The organism is Proteus vulgaris (genome assembly GCF_016239305.1).
Lineage (GTDB): Bacteria > Pseudomonadota > Gammaproteobacteria > Enterobacterales > Enterobacteriaceae > Proteus > Proteus vulgaris_C.
In genome coordinates this window covers 25,654-46,302 of the sequence record NZ_JAEHOQ010000017.1, presented here as the reverse complement: position 1 = coordinate 46,302, position 20,649 = coordinate 25,654, and the positions used below count along the sequence as shown (strand labels likewise).

Sequence of the window (20,649 nt, the reverse complement as noted above, 5' to 3'; positions counted from 1 at the left end):
GACTTACTCTATGAAATTTTTACTATTGCCACTGATGGTTTTAACTACCCTTTCATTAACCGCCTGTTCATCTCTTCTGGTCGGTGAAACAGAGTTCGGCTGTAAAGGTATGCCTAATTCAGTAACGTGTATGAGTGTTCGTGACGTACACAAATTGACTGATGGTGAAAACTATCAAGAAAAAATTGATACTGTTTCTCAAATGCAGCTCAACGGAGAAGTAGTTAGCAAAAGCGATATGGATAACATACTCAAATCAGAAAATAGTAAATGGGTTGGTACGGAGTCTGGACAATATGTACCTGTGCCAAAACCTGCGGCAAACCCACAACCCATTAGAAGCGAGTCGATGGTAATGCGTGTTTTAATCGACCCATACGAAAACACAGATGGAGATCTTATCATCACAGGGTATGTCTACACTGAGATATCGCCTCGTAAATGGGAAGTCGGTGTTTCTCGTCCAGATCGCAAGCACAATGCGGTTCTCAAACCACTACAAACACCAGATAACCGAAAATAGCTAGTGGTCAGCAACAATTTTAAAAAGGACTTTTTAAGTCCTTTTTTTATTGCCAGACAAGAAAAGAAATTTTTCAGATGTGAAAGAATCACAATCAACAGATCAATACTCAGATGGTGCAGGATTAAAAATGAAAAATAAGATACACCTTAGTTTAATATCATTAGCTTTATCTTTCACAGCCGTACACGCTCATGCAAACTATGCTGATATCGAAAAATCAAATATTCAGACTGTTTTCAATCAAGAAGCATTAAAAGCACATCCCACAAAAACGCCTGATATTCCCAAATTTCTATTACCTAGCAACGGAATAATTGCTCTTAATAACAACGGTAATTTACAGCTTCTTACCTCGAATGGGCGCTTTGTTATAAAGGGAACTTTATATGATACATGGGCGAAAAAAGACTTAACCTCATTTGAAGAAATTCAAAATTTCGGCTCAATTATTCCAGTAAAAAATCTCAATATTAAAATGAATGATTTGCAGTCTGCAACGTGGGGAAAAGGACCAAAGCAGACCATTATTTTCACTGACCCGTTCTGCGTTCAGTGCCATGAAACTTTACAACAACTAAATGATCTTGACCCTGAGAAATACACTGTTCATGTACTTTCCGTAGGCGTTTTAAACAGTAATAGCCAGCAACGCAATTTTGAATTGTATTGTGCAAAAGACAGATACAGAGCTGACAGGGCAATCATTACTGGGAATAACAGTGTTCGTTTCGAGCAAATTGAAAACTGTGACCGTGAGGCTTTGATGAAAAGGGAAATTACCGCACAAGTTTTTGGTGTGAGCATGATTCCATTCATTATTCGTGACGATGGAACTTACAACGTTGGTAAACCAGTTGAAGGGTTAAAGTCATTTTTGGAGAGTGGTAAATAATGGCAACAGCTACTATCTTAAAAAAAATGCAAACCTTTAAGCGTTTTTCATCTTTATGTCCAGTTTTAGCTATTCATGACGATGAAAACATTTTTATTTGTGAAAATAACTATATTGGTTTTGGATTTAAATGTATTCCCTTGTCCGGTACAACCGGAAAAGAGCTCTCTCAATTAAAAACACTTTTATCTGGGTATTTCCCAAATAGTACCGTTATTCAGATATCTTTATTTGCCTCTCCAAATATCAGCCACATTGCAAATAGATCTGATTTCTTACGCATGAATTGTCAGAATCAGGTTATGAAAACGACGAGCTTAAAACGCTCACGTTTTCTGTTGGCTCACACATCGAAAGCGTTTAACGGCACAAATACAAAGGCTCGTAACTGTGAATTATACTTTACAGTTAAAGTGCCTATTAAAAATGATCTTTCTCCTTCTCTGAATGAATTAAACACTGTTAGAGAGATGCAGGGTAACTTTGAAACCACACTTAGAATGACTGGTTTTGCCCCTCAACAACTAACAAGAGAAATTTATATTACAGCTATCACTTCAATGATAAATCAAGGCAGTAATGCGACTTGGCGCGATAGAATGCCGATTGAAGTTGATGAAGATAAAATGGTTTCGGAACAGCTACTAGAACTGGATAGTTTGTTTTTCGTTCGCTCTAATTATGTCGGTTTTGGCAATCCGGAAGATGAGAGTAGTAAGGCAGAGACAAACACTACTTTTGCAAGAACAATTTCAGCTAAAAAGTTACCTCGTAGATTTCAAGAGGGTTCTGCACAGTATTTTTTAGGCGATTTGATGAACGGTGCAACTGGTATTAAAAACCCTTGCATTATCACAATGACACTGGTTTATCCGGACCAGCAGAATGCTAAAAGTACATTTACATCAAAACGTACAGTTGCTACGCGCAACGCTGATGGACCATCTTCCAGATGGGTTCCATCAATGAAAACTACGAGTGCGGGATTTGATGTGTTGGCACAGAAAATTGATGATGGACAGCCAATTTATAAAGCTACTTTTACTGTTTCAATTTTTGCCAACTCTGTGCAACAACTTAATCAATCAGTACAAGAGGCAACCAGTTACCTCAACAATCTATCTTTCAAAATGATTCCCGATGTCAATTTTGTTGCACCGATATTTTTAGGAACGCTGCCATTATTTTTTGAAGCAAATGCTGACAAAGTTTTAGGTCGTTCTAAAACTCTTGCGGTAGAGGAAGCTCTCGTTCTTTCTCCACTTTACTCTGATTGGCAAGGTACTGGTAATCCGGTTCTAACTCTTACATCACGAAATGGTCAGGTCCAGACAATGGACTTTTTCCAAAGCGATACAAACTACAACGTTTGTATTGCTGCGTCATCCGGCTCAGGTAAATCATTCTTAACTAACTATATTATCTCTGCATACCGCTCACTAGGCGCGAAGGTATGGGTAATTGACGCTGGCGACTCATATAAAAAATTGTGTCAGATGTTTGATGGTTCGTATGTAGATTTCCATCCATCGACTAAACCATGTCTTAATTTCTTTGAAATTATTGAGGATTATTTTGGAGAGGATGAAGATGCTGAAGAAGGAACCGGTGAAGAAGATTTAGTTATTGGTTTGCTGTCAGTCATGGCTGCACCACAAGACGGGTTGGGGGATTTTGAAACATCCCGTTTGAAAAATCATGTTGCCAAATTAGTCAGGAAACACGGTAAAGAAACAACTATCGACATGGTAGCAGACTCCTGCAAAAGCGATCCTGATCAGCGCATTAAAGATATTGGTGAGCAGTTATATCCTTTCACAAAAGAAGGTCAATACGGCAAATATTTTACTGGTAAAAACAACATCTCTTTTGATAATCCGTTTACTGTACTTGAGTTGGGTCGTATTGAAAAATCCGAACACCTGAAACAAATCATTTTGATGCAATTAATATATCAGATTCAACAAGATATGTATCTTGGTGATCGTGATCAAATGAAAATTGTGATCATAGATGAAGCATGGGCGTTACTGACAGGGAACATCGGTGCATTTATTGAGAAAGGCTACCGCCGGTTCCGTAAGTATTACGGCAGTGCTATTACGATTACCCAATCTATCAATGATATGTATAAGGACCGTGTCGGTCTTGCTATCACTGATAACTCCGCATTTCTTGCCATGCTTGGACAAACCGAATCTGCGGTGAATAAAGCACGAAGGGAAGAACGTTTGCCGCTCGACGAAGCCGGTTACGAATTTTTGAAAACAGTTAAAAGCCAAACGGGGATCTATTCTGAAGTCTACTTTATGAGTGCTATGGGTGGCGGAATTTGCCGGTTCCTCGTTGATAAGTTTTCTTACATGCTTTACACAACAAGAGCTTCTGAAGTACAGGCGATTGAGGATCGTCTGAAACAGGGACAAGACGTCATTGATGCAATCGATCAATATTTAATAGAACAAGGGTATGGAAACGATGATTAAAACCGTTTTATTACCGATTTTGTTCGGGTTTATTGGTGCGGGTATTTACTCGCACTTAAAGCCACCAAAACCGCTGGTGGCACAAATTGCTGTGATAAATATGAGCAATCCTGACGGGAGTATCAAGTCGCCCCAAGAACGCGCTGTAATACAGCATAGAGCTGATATTTTGAAAGATAAGGGGTTCATCATTTTCAATCAATCAGCGCTTCATACGGCTCCTGATGGCGTATACATCAGTGGAAAGCTAAAAGATAACTGATATGCACCTGAAGAATTTTTATAAAAGAATTTCAAGGAAAAAACGAGGTTGGGGGCGGCAATCTCTTTATATGTTGGTTATTGTCGTCACTGTCGCACCTGCCAGCCATTACGTACTTAATCGCTTTTCAATTGGGATTGATCCGCAAAACTACCCCTGCCTCCCTGAACACAGAATTTATCTAATTGATAAAATGGACAAAGATATTCAGAAAGGGAAAACATTTGCTTTTCGGTCTGAATACATCAGTAGCATTGCGATCAAATTTATAGACGGTGTAGCTGGTGACAAGGTTAGGGTCAATCCTGAAGAAACCACGGTCAATGATCTGATGGTGGGTGAAGGACTTCTATTAGCAAGAGAATCTGGTCATACAGAGCAGGAATTACAACGTGAGGGGATAATTCCTGCCGGTCATATCTGGCTAATGGGTCGCACTAAGGTCAGTTTTGATTCACGGTATTGGGGCGTACTCCCCATAGAAAATGTGATCGGGAGAGCATATCCGATATGGTAAAAAAGAAAGTTACATTATTGATTTCTCTATTAACACTATCCATTACATCCAGTGCAAATAGTAAATTAAATATGGTTACTCCATATACAGAGTCCATTCCTACTGTCGAACGATCTACTGATGCAGACATGGCAGATTTGGAAAAACTAAAAGCAGTGGCAGCGGCACAAGCTGAAGTTCACAGAGAGGCAACGCGCCAGCTTATCGCAGATAAAAACGTTATGGCAAATCAGGCTATTAACAAGCTAACGACTGATGAAGGGCAGATACTAAAGGAGATGATCAAAAGCCAGAATGAAAGTGAAAGTTTCAACCAACAGCAAAAAGGTAATGTATTTTACATATTGATTTCGGCAAGCCTTAAAGATACTGAAGTAATTGATATTATGCGGTCAGTATCAGGTCGTAATGATGTAATCCTAGTTGTTCAGGGAGTTAGAAATAAAGATTCACTGGTCGATGAAATAAATCACTGGCATAAATTAATTCGCGATACAAAGTCAGAAGTGAATTTCACAATAGATCCGAACATTTTTATTAAATATGGTGTGCGAACCATTCCGACTATCATTCATGAAAATGACGGTGAATTTGTATCTCTGGTACATGGAATTTCCAATGTTAATTATCTCGATAATAAAACAGGGAATATGGGTGTGCAAGGACCAGTTGTTGAGGTAATTGAACGTAATATGCTGGATTTAATTGAAGAAGGTATTAAAAATCTAGATTTCGAAAAAATAAAAAAGGATGCCTATAACCGATACTGGAAGAATAAAGATATATACAAATTCCCTGAAGCTCTAAAAGATAGCACCCACTATGTAGACCCAAGCGTTGTGATACCACAGGATATATTATCTCCAGATGGACGCATAATTGCCAAAAAAGGGCGAGTAAACCCTATGGACGTTATCCCATTTAACTTGAAGTTAATTTTCTTCAATCCTGCTTCAGAATGGCAACGTATATTTGCACAACAGCAATATCAAAATGCCAAAGATGAAAATTTAATTCCTACATTGATTGTAACTGACGTATATGGGGATGGTTGGGAAACATTTTCAGATAGCAATTTGTATGGTGATAATGCCACTTTATATTTTATACAGGAAGGTATGAAAGAACGTTTTGGGATTCGTAATGTTCCAAGCATTGTAACCGGTGATGATAAGCAATTTATTGTTAATGAATATGCAGAAAGGAATTACTGATGAATAAAGTAAAATTGCTATTATCGTCTGCACTCCTGTTAACTTCATTGAGCTATGCAGAAAGTGTACAAAATAATAACACTGGTTCATTTACATGCAAAGATAATGAATTCTTAACAAAGGGTAAAATGTTTACTGATGTTTGCTGGAGTTGCATTTTCCCGATAAAAATATCCGGAGCTAACATTGGACCTAGCGGTGATATGCCAGATGATGCCGCTAAGGGCGTATTCTGCGCCTGTCCTGACGGATTAGGGGTTTATCACGCAGGGTTGTTAACCGGTGTGTGGGAACCTCGTAAAATCATGGAAGTTACGCGAGTTCCTGGTTGCTTCTCTACGATGGGCGGTTTGAAAATCAATGTAGGAAATAAATATAGTTACGGCACTCAGGTGTCAGATACCGGTCATGAGATAGATACGAACTCTGGTATTAGTTTCTATCACTATCACTATTACTCTGCACCACTGCTACGTATATTGGATCTGTGGTTGCCGAAAGGATGCCAACCAGATGCATACAGTGACTTTGATATAATCAGCTTTTCAGAGATTGATCCAACATGGCATAGCGCCACACTAGCCTTTTTCCAACATCCTGAATCTGTTGCGGTCGCAAATATAATTGCCCATCAAGCATGTACGATGGAATCCGTTGCTATTACTGGTGGAGGAAAGCCTATGAATAAGCTGTGGTGGTGCGCTGGATCATGGGGGGGGCAATATCCATTAACCGGTTCTACATCATCGAGAGACACGCCACGGACAACCAGCCTAACAGCCGCAAAATCATTGTCACTGGAACATCGCAGAGGGCTTGCTCGTCTAACCCTAGGGCGAGAAGTGGCATGTAAACCTCGTGTTTATCCAACAATCCCCAAACAGCAGTATAAATTCAATATGGTCTATCCAACACCAGAAACCAAGAGCTCTCACGTTCTAGGTGAAACTCCGTACAAATGGCAAGGGGGCTCATTCAGATACCCTACGGGCTCAGGGCAAGAAAGTACGTATATGATTTTTCAATGGATGGACTGTTGCCGTATCATATTGTAATTAAGGTTATTCCCCCATGCACATGGGGGTTTGAGCGTACCAACTCGACACTAATAGTATGATGTGTGATAAACGATGATAAAATACAATCAATACCATTGATGTTTCGTTCGGAGTTATCATGTCATTTGAACTATCTTACCAGTACTTACGCTCAATAAAACACCAACTTCGTGATAGCAATAAAACAAAGCACTATCATGGCAAATGCCCTTTTTGCAAATCCATTATCGAAATTGCAGAAGTTTTCACATCACAAACCAAAGTTATGAATAATTTTATAGTTCCAGAATTAAATGAAAAAGGCATAATGATCGGTAAATGTCACAATTATGATTGTCGTTACTACTTTAAATTAGAGGTTTTTAATCCCGACCTATCATGTTTCAATTCTGGTGCAACAAAAAAAGACAATTACATATATGTTGACAACGATACTAAAAAAATAGATGAATATGAATTTGTTAAATCAATGGAAGAAATTATAGATACTAACAACATATTTAAAAATAGAAATGATAACTATAATTTTGATAATCACCCATTATATATTTGTAACACTTGCGAGAGGAATTTAGAACCTATCGCGTATAGTGATTTGGAAATAAAATGGCATACGATATCAAAAAAATATTATAATTATATTAATTGGTCACTTGGTAAGGGAGGTTGCTCCCCAAAAAACATTGTTATTAACTTCCCAATAAATTGCCCTTGTGGTGACCAACATATTGCTAAATTTGTAAGTAGTTATCATGAAAACCCATATTTTGATAATCATGAATTTTCATTATTAGATATATACGGTTCTAAACCGTTAACAGAACATGTTTTTGCAGTTCATTCAAAAACTACAGTAATGAACTGGCTTTACAAATTAATTGCAAGATGGAATTTTTTATTCGATAAGATATATCTCATTTCTCCTTTTGTAAGTTATCAATTTGCTAAAAAAGACCAAAGGGTTGATACGTGGCTTGAAATAATCAATAGAACAGACCCATTAAAGACCTTAATATCCACTAAGGGTAAAGAGGTTAATAGCTTCAAAAATGCATATTCAGAAATCAATGAAATAAGCTATAAAGAATTAGTAAGCTATGGATTAGGTTCAAATTTAGTAGAATCCGTAAAGAAAAATAACAAATTTCATGCGAAGGTTTATTGCGGAATAAGTAATGGAGTTTGTGAAGTATTAAGTGGCTCTGTAAATCTAACAGAAGGTCCAACACCAGAAGTAATTAACTTCAATAGAATTTTTGATTCTAAAAAAGCATATGATATGTTTTTAAAACCACTGGGTATTGATGATATATCAAACGAGTTAAACACATTAAATACGAGGGATTACTCTTTATTTTTTGATGAAAAAAGAGATTTTTCTCCAATAGGATTTTATAAAGAAGATTATATCGATTATGTTATTAATAACATTATTCCTAAACCATTAGTTATATAAAATAAAAGATGAACATTAATCTGATCATCTTTTATAATTTAACTGAAAGTCAATTATTCATTTTCAATTTTTATATCTGATACTGACTTATCATCTGAGGTAACTTTCCGTGTGGAGTGCTCAGTTTCCAACCGCTTCATTGTTTCACCATGACGTATGATTGTACTAAACACCCCACGCATACGTTTGTCAGCAGTGTTTTGAGTTTCAAGGATCTCAGCCAATGGTACTAAAGAATAATGTCGGCAAACATCGAGATACTTAACTACAAGATCAAGAGTCTCTAAGCCAGTACACATTCTGGTTGCCAGATAAGTACGATTTTCAATCGTCATAGAGCGCGGTGTGGAATAGCTCAATAACTCATATTTAGTACCGCGTTCAGTCTCTACTTCAGATATGAGTTGTGCCAATGTCAGTTTAAAATTTTCTAAGTCTGAAAAATTGCTGTCAACTGCCTGACTCAGTGATTTTACGATAGCAGATGCACGATCACGCATAATTTTGTCTCGATGCATAAGACAGCGTTCAAGGCGCTGTTCCAACAAATAGGCGGCTTGGCTTGCTACAAAGAACCGTTGATGATAGGCATCAATCGCAATAGTGGTATCTAAATGCATTTGGTATTCAGACGACGGTACAGAAGTTACTTTTTTCCGTCTTGTTTTTCGTGTAGTTACTGAATCGAAAACTTCTTTATCCTGACTCATGTTTTCTCCAAAACCGGTTTCAAAGACCTTCATTATACGTACCAATAAAAAAGAACTTTTCATGATAGCAATAAAAGTTGTAATCAAAAAAGGGACTTGCATTCTTATTATTTTTGAAACAGAATGGTTCTGTTACAAGTGTCTGATTGACACTACATCTAGCTATGTTAACTCATAGTTCAATTCAGAGAGATCTCAATAATCCCTCTCTCCCCCGAAGTAGTTTTTACTACTAACGGTTTTAAACTCTCCAATAATACCCAAGTTTACGAAGGTAAATTATATGTTAATCATATCAATACTAGTGATTGGTGTGCTTGTTCACGCCTGCCTGAACTATAAATTCACGGTTGCATACGCTTCAATAATGTTTGCGCTTGTGTTTTTGTGGGATGGATCACTACCAAACGTAGAAAGTTTTAGCACTAAAAATCTGGTTTCGATTGCTATCAGTACAACTATCTTCATGATTTTGTATCTGAATAAACGCAATAGAGATCAGCTTAATAGACGAAAGGCACATTTTCGCAATGCCGATGATGTGAACCTATATCCAAACGCTGAAGTTCCAACTTCACACGAGTTAATGATTGCACACGATTGTGAGCAAAAAGACGACTCAAGCAATAATTATCCGGAAATTTGCGCCTTAAATAGCGATAGATTGGATAGAAATGAAGCACAGCTTTCATCTTCTAACGACTGTCGAAAGGGCTCTCACAAAGAATACCACGGTATTTTACGTGATTTCGGAGTAGCGCACTACCAGTTCAAACCTCAAAACAGACGGTCCTATTACGTTCGTATTGATGAAGATATCATTTGGGGGTTAGGTCTGGCAGATGCAATTGCTAACTCAACGGTGCAGAAAGGTGATTTCATCACACTCAAAAAAGAGCGTGAAGAAGTTGTTGAATATGCCCGTATAATTGATGAGTCAGGAAACCGACTCGGTAGTGAGAAACTGGCAGCTCCCAAACGGAGATCTTTCTGGTTAATCACAACTGTTAAGCATCACGCTTAACAGTCAAGGCTTTTCTACGCCCTAATAAAATATATTCAATCATTGAATATATTTTATTCAAAAACTCTGAGCTCATAGTTTTAATTATGTGTCTCTTATTTAATAAATAGGTGAAAATATGTGTGAATTATCATTCTCAGGTAAAATAAATATTATTCGCTCGACTCAAGTAAAAGACAAAATAGTCTATGATGTCATGCTTGAAGATCAAAGTGCTTACTTTCATATAGTTTGTAAGGACACCAAACTTGCAGAGATATTATCAAATGCTAAAAGCAATGATACGATATTTGCAAAGGGTGAAGTTAAATTAAAAGAATCTGTAATTAACAATATTGTTAAAGAAAGATTCTATATTCTTCCATTTATATTATCAATCAATGGCGTTAATACTTACCAAACAAAATCAGAGATTGAAATAGATGAGGAAGCAAGACAACAGCGCGTTAGAAGTTTAGAACGCATCAGAGAGTTAACGGATATATTAAACTTTAATAAATCCAGAAATTCGCTTGATGAATCAAATAAAAAATTGGAAGAAAATAAATATGATAACAATCAGCTTTTGTTAAAAAGCCAATTATTAAGTTCATTAGATAGTAAAAAATCTATTTGAACTAATATTCATCAATTCCAATTCAAACAATAGCCGCTATATGCGGTTTTTTTGTTTCTTAAATAGGTATCTTATATATGTCATCATCGAATATAGTTCAAGGTAGCAAAACTGTTTCTAACATAATCGCAAGTTTAAAACCGAAATTTACTGAGAACTCTCTTAGTGAAACATCGTATTTTAATGAAGCAATTTTTGCTAAGAATCAGATTGATAACAACAAAAAACTAATGGCGATTGCTATTAATAATCCCGCTAGTTTTAAAACTGCTTTTTTACAGCTTGCAACAACGTCACTAACGTTAGACCCTGCTCAAAAATTAGCATACTTAGTACCCAGAGATGAGCGTGTTATTCTTGATGTCTCGTATTTGGGTTTAATTAAAATGGCTATTGAAGCTCAAATGTGCAAAAACTTAATTATAGATTTAGTTTTTGAAAAAGATAAATTTGAGTTCAATGGCAGACGGACACCACCAACACATCACTATGACCCTTTTGCTGATGTTGGAAATATTCTTATAGACCAATTCGACAAAGGCTCAATCGGTGAAAGAGGTAATTTCAGGGGGGTATATGTTGACTACCTTCTGCATGACGATACTCACTTGATTTACTTCATAACCAGACGTGATATTGCAAGCGCCCGTTTAAAATCTGCAAGTTGGCTGTATAGTCCTGATAAATCTCCGTGGTCGTTGTTTACTACACAGATGATCAGAAAAACTGCTATCAAATCCTGTATACACTTACTTCCTAACGCTAATCAGGCAATCATGCGAACAATTGATTATCTGAATACAGATGGGGGTGAGGGTTTTACTCAAAATCGTCCTGTTTCGCTCGAAACAACTACTTATGAAGCTGTACACGCATTTACCGACCAAAACTCAGCAGTAGTAACAGACTCGCCTAAAAACGTGTCTGAGGCTATTGTAGTTGATGTCATTCGTAATGGAGTGAAACGGCGGATTGACAAGCTGGTTAAACGGTGCAGCAAGACCAATGCATTTGAAAGTATGCTTGATGAAATCTCAAATAACTTTGAGTTTAATCCTGCTGAAATTGAATATGCAAAGGAGGAATTAATAGCAGAAAGAAAGAATGTATTTAATAAAATACTAACTAATGCAATCCAGAATAATAATTTTGAAGATGTTGATAATTTCATTTCAACTGTTTCAGGTTCAGAGCAAGTGGCATTTATAAAAACACTTGAGCAAGTTAAATCTGATTTAGCTTGTTGCCGACAGTTATTCTCTGATTGCAAAAAACAAAGCGATATGACACCACTTATAAATAAGTTGTCTATTATCGAATTTAAACCGTTATCTGATTATATTTTGCTTACTATTGAGCGGAATTAATAGATATCAACCGGACCCGTAGTTTATCTACGGGTTTTGGATATTAATATGAATAATTTCGATATATATGATCTCATTCAAGGCTCTGATAAATGGTTAAGCTGGAGAAAAACGGGTGTAACAGCTACGTGTACCCCCACACTAAATCCCGAGGTTAAAAATGAGTTCAGCAATACTCCTTACAGCTTATATTTAGAATGGATCGGTGCTATTCCTCCAAAAGATTTGTCATGTATACGGCAAGTTGAGGTAGGGAAGCTATCCGAACAGTTCGCCCGACACTGGTTTGAGAATCAGTATGGGGAAATCAGTAGTCCATGTTGCGTGCGTAGTAGGAAATATCCGCACATGATAGCCTCACTTGATGGACTTATTGATAATAATGATGTTGTAGAGTTCAAAAATATATCCCCAAAAAATCACCGTATGTTATTAGAGGAAAAAGCAAAATCTTCAGTTTTCAACTATTACAAATGGCAGGTTTATCATCAAATGGTAGTTACTGGCAGCACATACGGGTACTTGGTATTCTGGTCTGCTAAAGAAACACCTATTGTCTTTAAATTAAAAATTAATGACAAAATAATAAATAAGGTTGTTACCATCACCAAAAGATTCTGGAATTGCGTTAATAACAAAACGCCTCCTGAATTTGATGTAAATAAGGATATAATTTATTTAAATAGTGATGATGTACTAAAAGAACGTAATATTAATCCTGATGATTTAATATCACGAACCAAAAAGTTAGTTGAATTACAATCTGCATTTCAATTAGCACAAAAACAATTGAATGAAGCTAAAGAAAAAGTAGCATCATTTGATGAACAGATAAGAAATGAAATAAAGGTTTTATCATCTGTATTAAAGTTACAGCCTAATGCTCCCTTGAGGCTTGAAGGCTTTGGAATTCGATATTTAGAATCTCAAAGCGCTCCACGATTTTCTTGGAAGAAACTAAGAGAGAAATTGGGTATCAATGAAGAAGATCATCCTGATTGTTATGGTGAGTCGTCAATTAGAACATCAATAACAAGTTATGAATATCATTCTTCCAATTCAATATCATCCTCTGATAATTATCAAGATAACGATAATAATCAGAAAGGTGATTCAATAATAGATATATATAAATATTTATAATAACCCTGAGTTTTAATTCAGGTGTTAAGGATTATCAATGAATAATATCATTAATATGACAACTTATGCTGCATCCGAGGATAAAAAAAATTTTGGAGTTATTGATTTAACTCAAGATGAAAATGAAAAACTTCGTATGCTATTACGTGTTACAAACACCGAAAGAAAAGATTTATTAAACCAAGCAAATAGCATTGCTTTATTTGCTGAATTCTTGAGTGTTAAGTACAAAACAAATAAATGTTTGATTGGTGGAAAATTTTTTCTCATTCCTTTTATTACTAAAAGCATGAGAGATTTAGACATTGAAACTTACATGACCAACGTAAAACAAGTAACAACATTTGTGAATGGCGAGATTTTAAAACGTCAACGTCATTGCGGTGTTATTAATTGTTCAATTTAACAAACTTAAACCTCAAATTAATTTGAATGTTTATTATTTAAATAGGTAAATATATGAACGCTGTAAATAACAGTTTTGATATTAAACGTAACACTCCGGTCGATATGGAATCTTTAGGTATTATTCTGCCTGAGAATTTAAAGGGCAAATATAGTATCAAGGGTTTTTCTAATGACCATCAATTTTCAGAGTATATCCCGAAATTTAATGAGAAGTATGTGTTTGAACCTTCACTCAGAAAGCATGTGTTAATGTGGTTTGATAACCCATTAGATACATCACTCTGGATTTCTGGACCTACTGGCTGTGGAAAATCGTCAATAGTTGAGCAAATTGCTGCTCGTATGAATTGGGGATTGATGAAAGTAACAGCCAGTCCTGATCTTGATATGAGTAGCTTACTCGGTAGTTTTCGGCTAAAAGTCGATAAATTAACGGGTGATCAAGAAACCGTCTTTCATGAAGGACCGCTAACCATCGCGTATAAGCATGGGTTGGTTTTTCTGATTGATGAGTATGACCAATTAGAACCTTCCGTAGCTAACTCCCTTAACGGGATCTTAGAGATGGGTTCTCTTGTCATTCCTGAAACAAATGAATGCATTCATCACCATGAGAACTTTAGATTTGCAGTAACTGCAAACAGTAATGGGACCGGTGATATGACAGGAAATTACAGTGGTGTAAAACCGCAGAATATAGCCAACCTCGATAGGTTTATGTTTGTTGAGGCTGACTATATGCCCGAAAAAGAAGAACGTAAGCTACTTGCTTCATTTTTGTCTGATCCTGAATCACATCAGTTACTGACGGATGGGCTAATAAAGCTGGCTAACGATGTACGTAAAAGTACATCTGCGACAGTCACTAACTTCAGTAGTACCGCTATTTCAACTAGAAGCCTTGTGAATGTTGTTCGCCGTTTCGATTTTATGCTTCGTTCTAAACAACCACCGGTAGATATTCTGTTAGATGCATGGCAATTACATATCTCTAACAGAGCTCCTGAAGATGAAAAAATAGCATTGAACGATATGTTTAATGTTTATTTTAAATCTTAATTCAAATCTTATTTTTAATTTTAATTATTAATAAATCGACAAGGTAAATAGATTTATCTATTTGCCTTTTTTAAATATATAAATATGTAGGTGAATTTATGAGCCCAAACATTCTTGAAAACGTAGTAATTTTTTCTCTGGAAGGTATCCGTTTAACTACTGGAAGAAAAACACTTAAAGGTAAAGATATTAAGGTTATTAACACTGGAGATATAGTTCTGCCTCCCGAAACAATAGCCAGCCTCGGAACCAAAAAGGTTATTGACCCTGCAAAAATCAACAAAATGCGTACCTTTCGTACTGGTGCTGATGCTATCTGTTCAAAATATGGTGTTCCATTCTTGAACGGGTATGCAGTGCCGACTTCACTTGCAAGTCACGTAAGACAGCAGTTAAATGATTTAAAGGACCAATTCTATATATTCAAAAATGAGTTTTTATCCGCTATATCAACTGATTTTCTTTCATGGTTAGATAAAGAAGATGAAACTGTAAAAAAACTGTTTGAGTCCGAAGTTATTGACGTCAAACGGTTAGATGAAAAGCTACAATTTGGTTTTTCTTCTTTCAATATTTCACCCTTTGGTGAAGGCGAGTCAGAAGAAAAAGTACAAAGCCTTAAAGAATCTGTCCTGCTTGATGTTGTTGATAGAATTTCTGAGTTACGGGAACGTGGCTCATACAATGCATCAAACATATCTCAAACTACACTCAATACGTTACGAGAAGTTGCAAGTAAGCTGAAAGGATTAGCTGTATTAAATCCAGATGCTGGCAGTTTAAGTGATTATTTGAGTAACTTTATTTCAACGTTGCCAAGCGTTGGGAGATTGTCTAATGACGAATCAATTGCCGTAACAACACTTTTTATCACGTTATCAGACATTAAAACTTTGAAGCAGTTAATAAACTCCACCAATTTGAACAATGTATCAGATGTGGAATTAACTGTTTTACCACAAACTATAAACAACATTGATGTATCAACTGCCATACCAACTTCAGTACCTGTAACGGGTAATACTGATAGTGATTTCATTGAAATTGTAGTCGATGAAGATGATCTTGCTGAACCAATAGAAAACGATTTAAACATTGTGAATGTCGCCGAAAACTCACAAACGGTGACAGTACCGAATGTGAGTCAAGATGTTGTAGAAAATACGACACCAACTCCGACACCAATTGATGTTCAATCAGGACCTCAAGTAGTTTCTTCGGATCTACCTGTAAATTCATCCTTTAGTGTTGAAGATGAAAATCAGGATGTTCCATTTTTCTACTAATAATATGGGAAACCAAACTAACGCCTGAATTTATTCAGGCGTTTTTATTTAAATAGGTATATATATGAAACAATTAAGAAGTGCAGCCTCATTAGCAATCGTTGCTAATGTATTAGCTGGAAAATTTGACATTTCAATTAAATTTACTACTGACGAAGCGTATTGTGGTGTATCTGAAAGTGGTAAATATGAAATAGGGATTCCTTACACAACTGATACATCTTTCGGTAATATTTTGTTAGGTTTTTTACTTCATGAAATTGGACATGCCAAATTCACTGATTTTTCATTTGTTGCTCAAACAGGCAATAAATATATTAGTGTATTAGAAAATATTTGTGAAGATATCTGGATTGAATCAAAGTTAGAGCATGTTTATGGTGGTGCCAAGTATTACTTGGATGCCGTCAGACAACATGTTTTTACAGAAAAACCTATTAACTCCATCATTTCTATTGAGGAAAAAATAACGTTTTTCATAAACTATGTTTTACTGCATGGTAGAAGTAAATACAACGGAGTCGTTGTTAACAACATTAACGAACTAAAACTTCAATTCATTTCAATCTTTACCAAAGCAATTTCTGACAAGGTTGATAGATTATTAGAAATGGTGCTTTCATCCACAACTACTGTCGATAATAATCTAATTGCCAAAAAATTATTCATTGTTCTAGCAACAGCCCTTCAGCTCAAACCACAAGATATGTTACCCCCTTCTGATGGTAGCTCTGACGATGCTGGTAGTCCTAGTTCTGGTAACTCTGAAGGTAATGACCCTAACGGTTCCGGTAACTCTGAAGGTAATGACCCTGATGGTTCCGGTAACTCTGAAGGTAATGACCCTGATGGTTCCGGTAACTCTAACTGCTCTGGTGTGGGTGAAAGTTCAAATGGACCTAATGATGTCAATGTTTCAACCGAAACTGATATTGACGATTTAGATTCAGATCCAGATCCAGAGAGTTTTAGTTACATTTTTAAGGACGTTTCATTCGATAGTATAAATGACAATGTTATTCAAGATATAACATCTACAATCTCGAATCCGGAACAACTTAAAAAAGATATGAGTTCCAAGGGAATAGTTAATGATTTTTTTAACGTTGCTATTATTAACACAGAGTGGAAGAAGAATTTTGATCAAGCCACTCAAACAATAACTTCACTTGATATTAAGAGAAGTTTGACAACAGGAAGTAGATTACGCCGGTCATTTGAAAAATTAGTCCATGATAATACTACATCCACTTCACGGTTAAAGGAGCAAGGCGCAAGAATTAAATCTAGTAAATTAGCAGGTGTTAAAACGGGAAACACTAACATTTTTAAGACTAAAAATGTTATCCAAAGCCCAAATTGTGCTTGTTCTATTTTACTTGATACTAGTTCCTCAATGTATGAATACCACTTTGATACATCCCGTATTCGAGCTGCATTATCTTCCGTAATTGCAGTATTGGAAGGGTTAAATATTTCAGGTGTTTCAACAGCTTGCTATGCATTTCCGTTTTACGTTGAAGAATCCAATTCTCTACTAGTACAAACGATGAAGCCAAGATACACACCGCTTCGCGCAAGTATTTCTCAAGGTGTTTTTACGCACAAAGGATGTTTAGGCTCTACTCCATTGGCTGAAAGTTTGATTCCCGTAATAAGCGAAATCGCTCTATCAAGGGAAAAGAAAAAGATGATTTTCATTATCACTGACGGGGAACCGAATGATGATAAAAAGACACAAGAAATCATCAATTCAGCAACAATCGAAGGAATAGAAGTCTGTACCTTTGTATTGAACGAAGATGGAACAAACAAAGCCTATTTCAAGGGGATATTTGGTAAAAACACTATATTTATCAAAAATTTCAATGAAATTGAGCAATCCATACTTCAAATGTGTGCAAATTTAATAGTCACAGCACGATAGTAAAAGGTTACTTTTCGCGTTGTTACACAAAGTTTGTTTTCACTTACAACAACTATAAAGCCTCCTTCATCGGGGGCTTTTTTTTTACTTGAAATTTATCACTCTAATACAAGAAAAAATAATTATTGCAATTATAAAATACAAATATTTTCCATGTAAAAAATGAATAAAAACAGTGTTTTCCTAATGCAAAACATTTTTATTAGGTCGCTGACATCAAACATAAGTGAATTTCAATGAGAAAACATAAATATTTATCTATGGCTGTAATTGTGGCTATTTCATTTTCAGGAACAAGTTATTCTTCGGCAAATCAGGAACCTAAGAAAGCATACGATGATTCTGAACAGGTAATTGGTGGAAGTGTACAAGACTTGGAAAAAAAAGATGAAGGGTGGTTTTTCTATAATGAAAAGCAAGTCACGAAACCAAAGCCAATCACTCCAACTAAACCAAAACCAGATACACCAAAACCTAAACCAGTCGAACCAAAACTAACACCAGCTCCAGCACCAGAGCCGAAATTTACTGTTAAATGGTATCGGGAAAACATTCAGAAGCTACGAGATGAGGCAATTGATAATCCGACTAAAGAGAATGTAAGGCGATACTATTACGCGCAACGGATCATGCTGGACAAAGCCAGTCGTTATGCAGATATGGCGAGACTGGTAACTACTACTGATCCGTTCATTGATGAAAACAATCGCCGATCCACATCCTCATTTGCGGCTATGGAGCAAACACGAGTAGCTGACGAAAACAGAGGACGTGTTTTGAATAGCATTTCAAGTAAAGCAGGTATCTTTTTCTTTTTTAAAGGAAAGGACTGTCCTTTATGTGAGAAGCAAGCCTTTGTTTTAAAAACATTTAGTCATGAAACTAGCATAAATGTAATTCCTATTTCTGTTGATGGTCTCCCTCTACCTCAAAATGAATTTAACAATATGAAAATTGATACCGGTCAAGCCAAAAAACTTGGAATTACTAATGTACCGGCGATTGCATTAGCCATCCCCCCTAAAGATATCAGAATCATTTCATTTAGCGCTATCAGTAGTGATTCTCTGAAGGAACGCACTGTGTTGATTGCTAAAGATGCAAAACTAATTTCTGAACAAGATTACACAAGCACACTTCCCCTTAATCACAATGGATATATTGACAGCGACATAATCAAAGATATGCCAGACGATATTTTAAATGACCCAATTCTATTTGTTGAATATATCCAAAAACGATCTCAAGTTACAAAACCTTAAAAGGCTAATTTCGTAATGAAAAAGACATTATTAAGTTTGGTTGTTACAGCTCTTTTCGGATTTACTCCTATTAGTCAATCCGCTGATGTAAACGAGCAATTAAATAAGATGTTTGGCTCTATGTCGAACACAACCAGCGGTGGTTCTTATAAGAGTGTTACTCGCGAGGGGTACGTAGGAGGGGGCTTCGTGGTCCGTAATCAACTACGAACCCTTACACCCGTTAACGTAACGTTACCTAAAGCGTCTGGTGGGTGTGCCGGTATTGATTTCTTTGCAGGGTCATTCAGTTTCATTAACACGGAAGAATTTATTCAATTGCTCCGAAATATCGCGGCTAATTCTGTCGGACTGGCATTTCAGTTGGCTATTAACGCTATGGATGCCGTACTGGGAGGGGAATTATCAAAACTACAATCCATCATACAAAAGCTGAATGAATACACCGCCAACTCATGTCAATTATCAAAAGGCTTAATGGTAGATATGGCAGGTGCAATTAGCGAAGAAATGAAAACGTCAGTGTCTGCACAGCTTTCGTCTAAAGGTATTCAGGATTCATTCAATAGCTATAAATCCGAGGTGTTAGGTAAACAACCGCCAATGATGGCAGCACAAAAAGCCGGTTTAACAAAACCGTGTACTCACTACGGTAATGTAATGTGGTGTTTATTAAGTAAAGGTGGATTTAATAGTGGGTTTTTAAACTCTACGGACGAACAAAAAGAATTAGTTATGAGTTTGACTGGTATGGTTATTGTAAAAGAAGCCACACAATCTAATGACAAATCCACTCCTATATTGCACCAAACAATTGCCCCCATTCCTATTGAGGAAGTCTATGAACTATTGATGAAAGGCTCAAAAGAAAAAGAAAATGTTCAAATCTATGGCTGTGGTACATCAAAAGACACCTGCATAGCTCCAGCACCAAAGAAAATTAAGGTTGATGGGCTTCAGACTCAATTCTTAGATATATTTGAAAAATATAACTATCTTCAAAAATATATAAGCAATGAGAAACCTGCTGAAAACATAAAGCAAAAAGTATTGTTTTTCAATGTTAATGGAGCTGTCACTAATGGCTACAAATTAATAGAGGGTCAAGATACTACTAGAGCAATGCACTATTACAGAAATATATCGGAAATAATTAGTTATGAAGCAGCCTTCGTATATTTAAACGATATGTTAACTGCCGCAGAAAGCAGTGCAGATAGAATTATAGAAAACAATGAGGAACCTATTTTTGCTCATATCAAAAAACAGCGTGAAATGATACGAGATGCAAAAGTAACCCTTCGACAAATACATGATGGTTACATTGTTAAGCATGGTGGTTTAGTCAGAATAAACGAAATATTTAATACATTCATGGTCGGTACGAAACCAATTCACGTTCCAGATGGTGTGAACGCCCAATAATCAATCGGAGT

At 36.2% G+C, this 20,649-nt stretch carries 19 protein-coding genes; 18 read left to right on the top strand and 1 reads right to left on the bottom strand.

Going from position 1 to position 20,649, the window contains the following annotated elements; all coding sequences use genetic code 11:
* Positions 1-10: 10 nt before the first annotated feature.
* From traV to JEP40_RS12885, 8 genes are all read left to right on the top strand, one after another.
* The gene (gene traV / locus JEP40_RS12920; RefSeq protein ID WP_147675477.1) at positions 11-523 is read left to right on the top strand and encodes a type IV conjugative transfer system lipoprotein TraV; all 513 of its coding nucleotides are present in this window, start codon (positions 11-13) and stop codon (positions 521-523) included.
* Between the two features lie 79 nt (positions 524-602).
* Positions 603-1,418, top strand: a complete 816-nt coding sequence (locus tag JEP40_RS12915; RefSeq protein WP_261984778.1) for a thioredoxin fold domain-containing protein — start codon at positions 603-605, stop codon at positions 1,416-1,418.
* A complete protein-coding gene (gene traC, locus JEP40_RS12910; protein WP_147675476.1) occupies positions 1,418-3,904 on the top strand; it encodes a type IV secretion system protein TraC in 2,487 nt (828 codons plus the stop codon). The genes JEP40_RS12915 and traC overlap by 1 nt, the downstream gene beginning before the upstream one ends.
* The gene (locus JEP40_RS12905; protein WP_141240700.1) at positions 3,888-4,166 is read left to right on the top strand and encodes a hypothetical protein; all 279 of its coding nucleotides are present in this window, start codon (positions 3,888-3,890) and stop codon (positions 4,164-4,166) included. The genes traC and JEP40_RS12905 overlap by 17 nt, the downstream gene beginning before the upstream one ends.
* 1 nt (position 4,167) lies before the next feature.
* Positions 4,168-4,683, top strand: a complete 516-nt coding sequence (gene lepB / locus JEP40_RS12900) for a signal peptidase I (protein WP_072070769.1) — start codon at positions 4,168-4,170, stop codon at positions 4,681-4,683.
* On the top strand, positions 4,677-5,897 hold the full coding sequence (locus JEP40_RS12895; RefSeq protein ID WP_198623870.1) for a TrbC family F-type conjugative pilus assembly protein: 1,221 nt from the start codon (positions 4,677-4,679) through the stop codon (positions 5,895-5,897). Before lepB ends, JEP40_RS12895 begins: the two co-directional genes overlap by 7 nt.
* Positions 5,897-6,952: a TraU family protein gene (locus tag JEP40_RS12890; protein WP_198623869.1), complete on the top strand. Its 1,056-nt coding sequence runs from the start codon at positions 5,897-5,899 to the stop codon at positions 6,950-6,952. The genes JEP40_RS12895 and JEP40_RS12890 overlap by 1 nt, the downstream gene beginning before the upstream one ends.
* 121 nt (positions 6,953-7,073) lie before the next feature.
* Positions 7,074-8,411 (top strand): hypothetical protein, encoded by a 1,338-nt coding sequence (locus JEP40_RS12885; RefSeq protein ID WP_147675473.1) that lies wholly within the window; start codon positions 7,074-7,076, stop codon positions 8,409-8,411.
* Between the two features lie 53 nt (positions 8,412-8,464).
* Here the strand turns inward: JEP40_RS12885 and JEP40_RS12880 are convergent, their stop codons facing one another.
* Entirely contained in the window at positions 8,465-9,121 is a 657-nt protein-coding gene (locus tag JEP40_RS12880) for a hypothetical protein (protein ID WP_198623868.1), read from the bottom strand.
* A 283-nt stretch (positions 9,122-9,404) separates the two neighbouring features.
* Between JEP40_RS12880 and JEP40_RS12875 the strand changes: the two genes are divergently transcribed.
* The 10 genes from JEP40_RS12875 (at position 9,405) to JEP40_RS12830 (ending at position 20,638) form a co-directional block, all read left to right on the top strand.
* On the top strand, positions 9,405-10,145 hold the full coding sequence (locus JEP40_RS12875; protein WP_147675471.1) for a hypothetical protein: 741 nt from the start codon (positions 9,405-9,407) through the stop codon (positions 10,143-10,145).
* A 118-nt stretch (positions 10,146-10,263) separates the two neighbouring features.
* On the top strand, positions 10,264-10,761 hold the full coding sequence (locus JEP40_RS12870) for a hypothetical protein (protein ID WP_099660699.1): 498 nt from the start codon (positions 10,264-10,266) through the stop codon (positions 10,759-10,761).
* Positions 10,762-10,838: 77 nt separating this feature from the next.
* Positions 10,839-12,128 (top strand): recombinase RecT, encoded by a 1,290-nt coding sequence (locus JEP40_RS12865; RefSeq protein WP_147675470.1) that lies wholly within the window; start codon positions 10,839-10,841, stop codon positions 12,126-12,128.
* Positions 12,129-12,176: 48 nt separating this feature from the next.
* Positions 12,177-13,271 (top strand): lambda-exonuclease family protein, encoded by a 1,095-nt coding sequence (locus JEP40_RS12860; RefSeq protein ID WP_023159923.1) that lies wholly within the window; start codon positions 12,177-12,179, stop codon positions 13,269-13,271.
* Between the two features lie 37 nt (positions 13,272-13,308).
* Complete coding sequence (locus tag JEP40_RS12855; RefSeq protein ID WP_198623867.1) at positions 13,309-13,677, top strand: hypothetical protein; 369 nt, start codon at positions 13,309-13,311, stop codon at positions 13,675-13,677.
* 53 nt (positions 13,678-13,730) lie between these two features.
* Positions 13,731-14,738, top strand: a complete 1,008-nt coding sequence (locus JEP40_RS12850; protein WP_023159922.1) for an AAA family ATPase — start codon at positions 13,731-13,733, stop codon at positions 14,736-14,738.
* A 98-nt stretch (positions 14,739-14,836) separates the two neighbouring features.
* Positions 14,837-16,024 carry a DUF3150 domain-containing protein gene (locus JEP40_RS12845; RefSeq protein ID WP_147675468.1) on the top strand — a complete coding sequence of 396 codons (1,188 nt, stop codon included), beginning with the start codon at positions 14,837-14,839 and terminating at the stop codon, positions 16,022-16,024.
* A gap of 64 nt (positions 16,025-16,088) precedes the next feature.
* Positions 16,089-17,951, top strand: coding sequence for a VWA domain-containing protein (locus tag JEP40_RS12840; protein ID WP_198623866.1), 1,863 nt, complete (start codon positions 16,089-16,091; stop codon positions 17,949-17,951).
* Between the two features lie 236 nt (positions 17,952-18,187).
* The gene (gene traF / locus JEP40_RS12835) at positions 18,188-19,213 is read left to right on the top strand and encodes a conjugal transfer protein TraF (RefSeq protein ID WP_147675466.1); all 1,026 of its coding nucleotides are present in this window, start codon (positions 18,188-18,190) and stop codon (positions 19,211-19,213) included.
* Positions 19,214-19,228: 15 nt separating this feature from the next.
* Complete coding sequence (locus tag JEP40_RS12830) at positions 19,229-20,638, top strand: conjugal transfer protein TraH (protein WP_147675465.1); 1,410 nt, start codon at positions 19,229-19,231, stop codon at positions 20,636-20,638.
* The last annotated feature ends 11 nt before the right edge of the window (positions 20,639-20,649 follow it).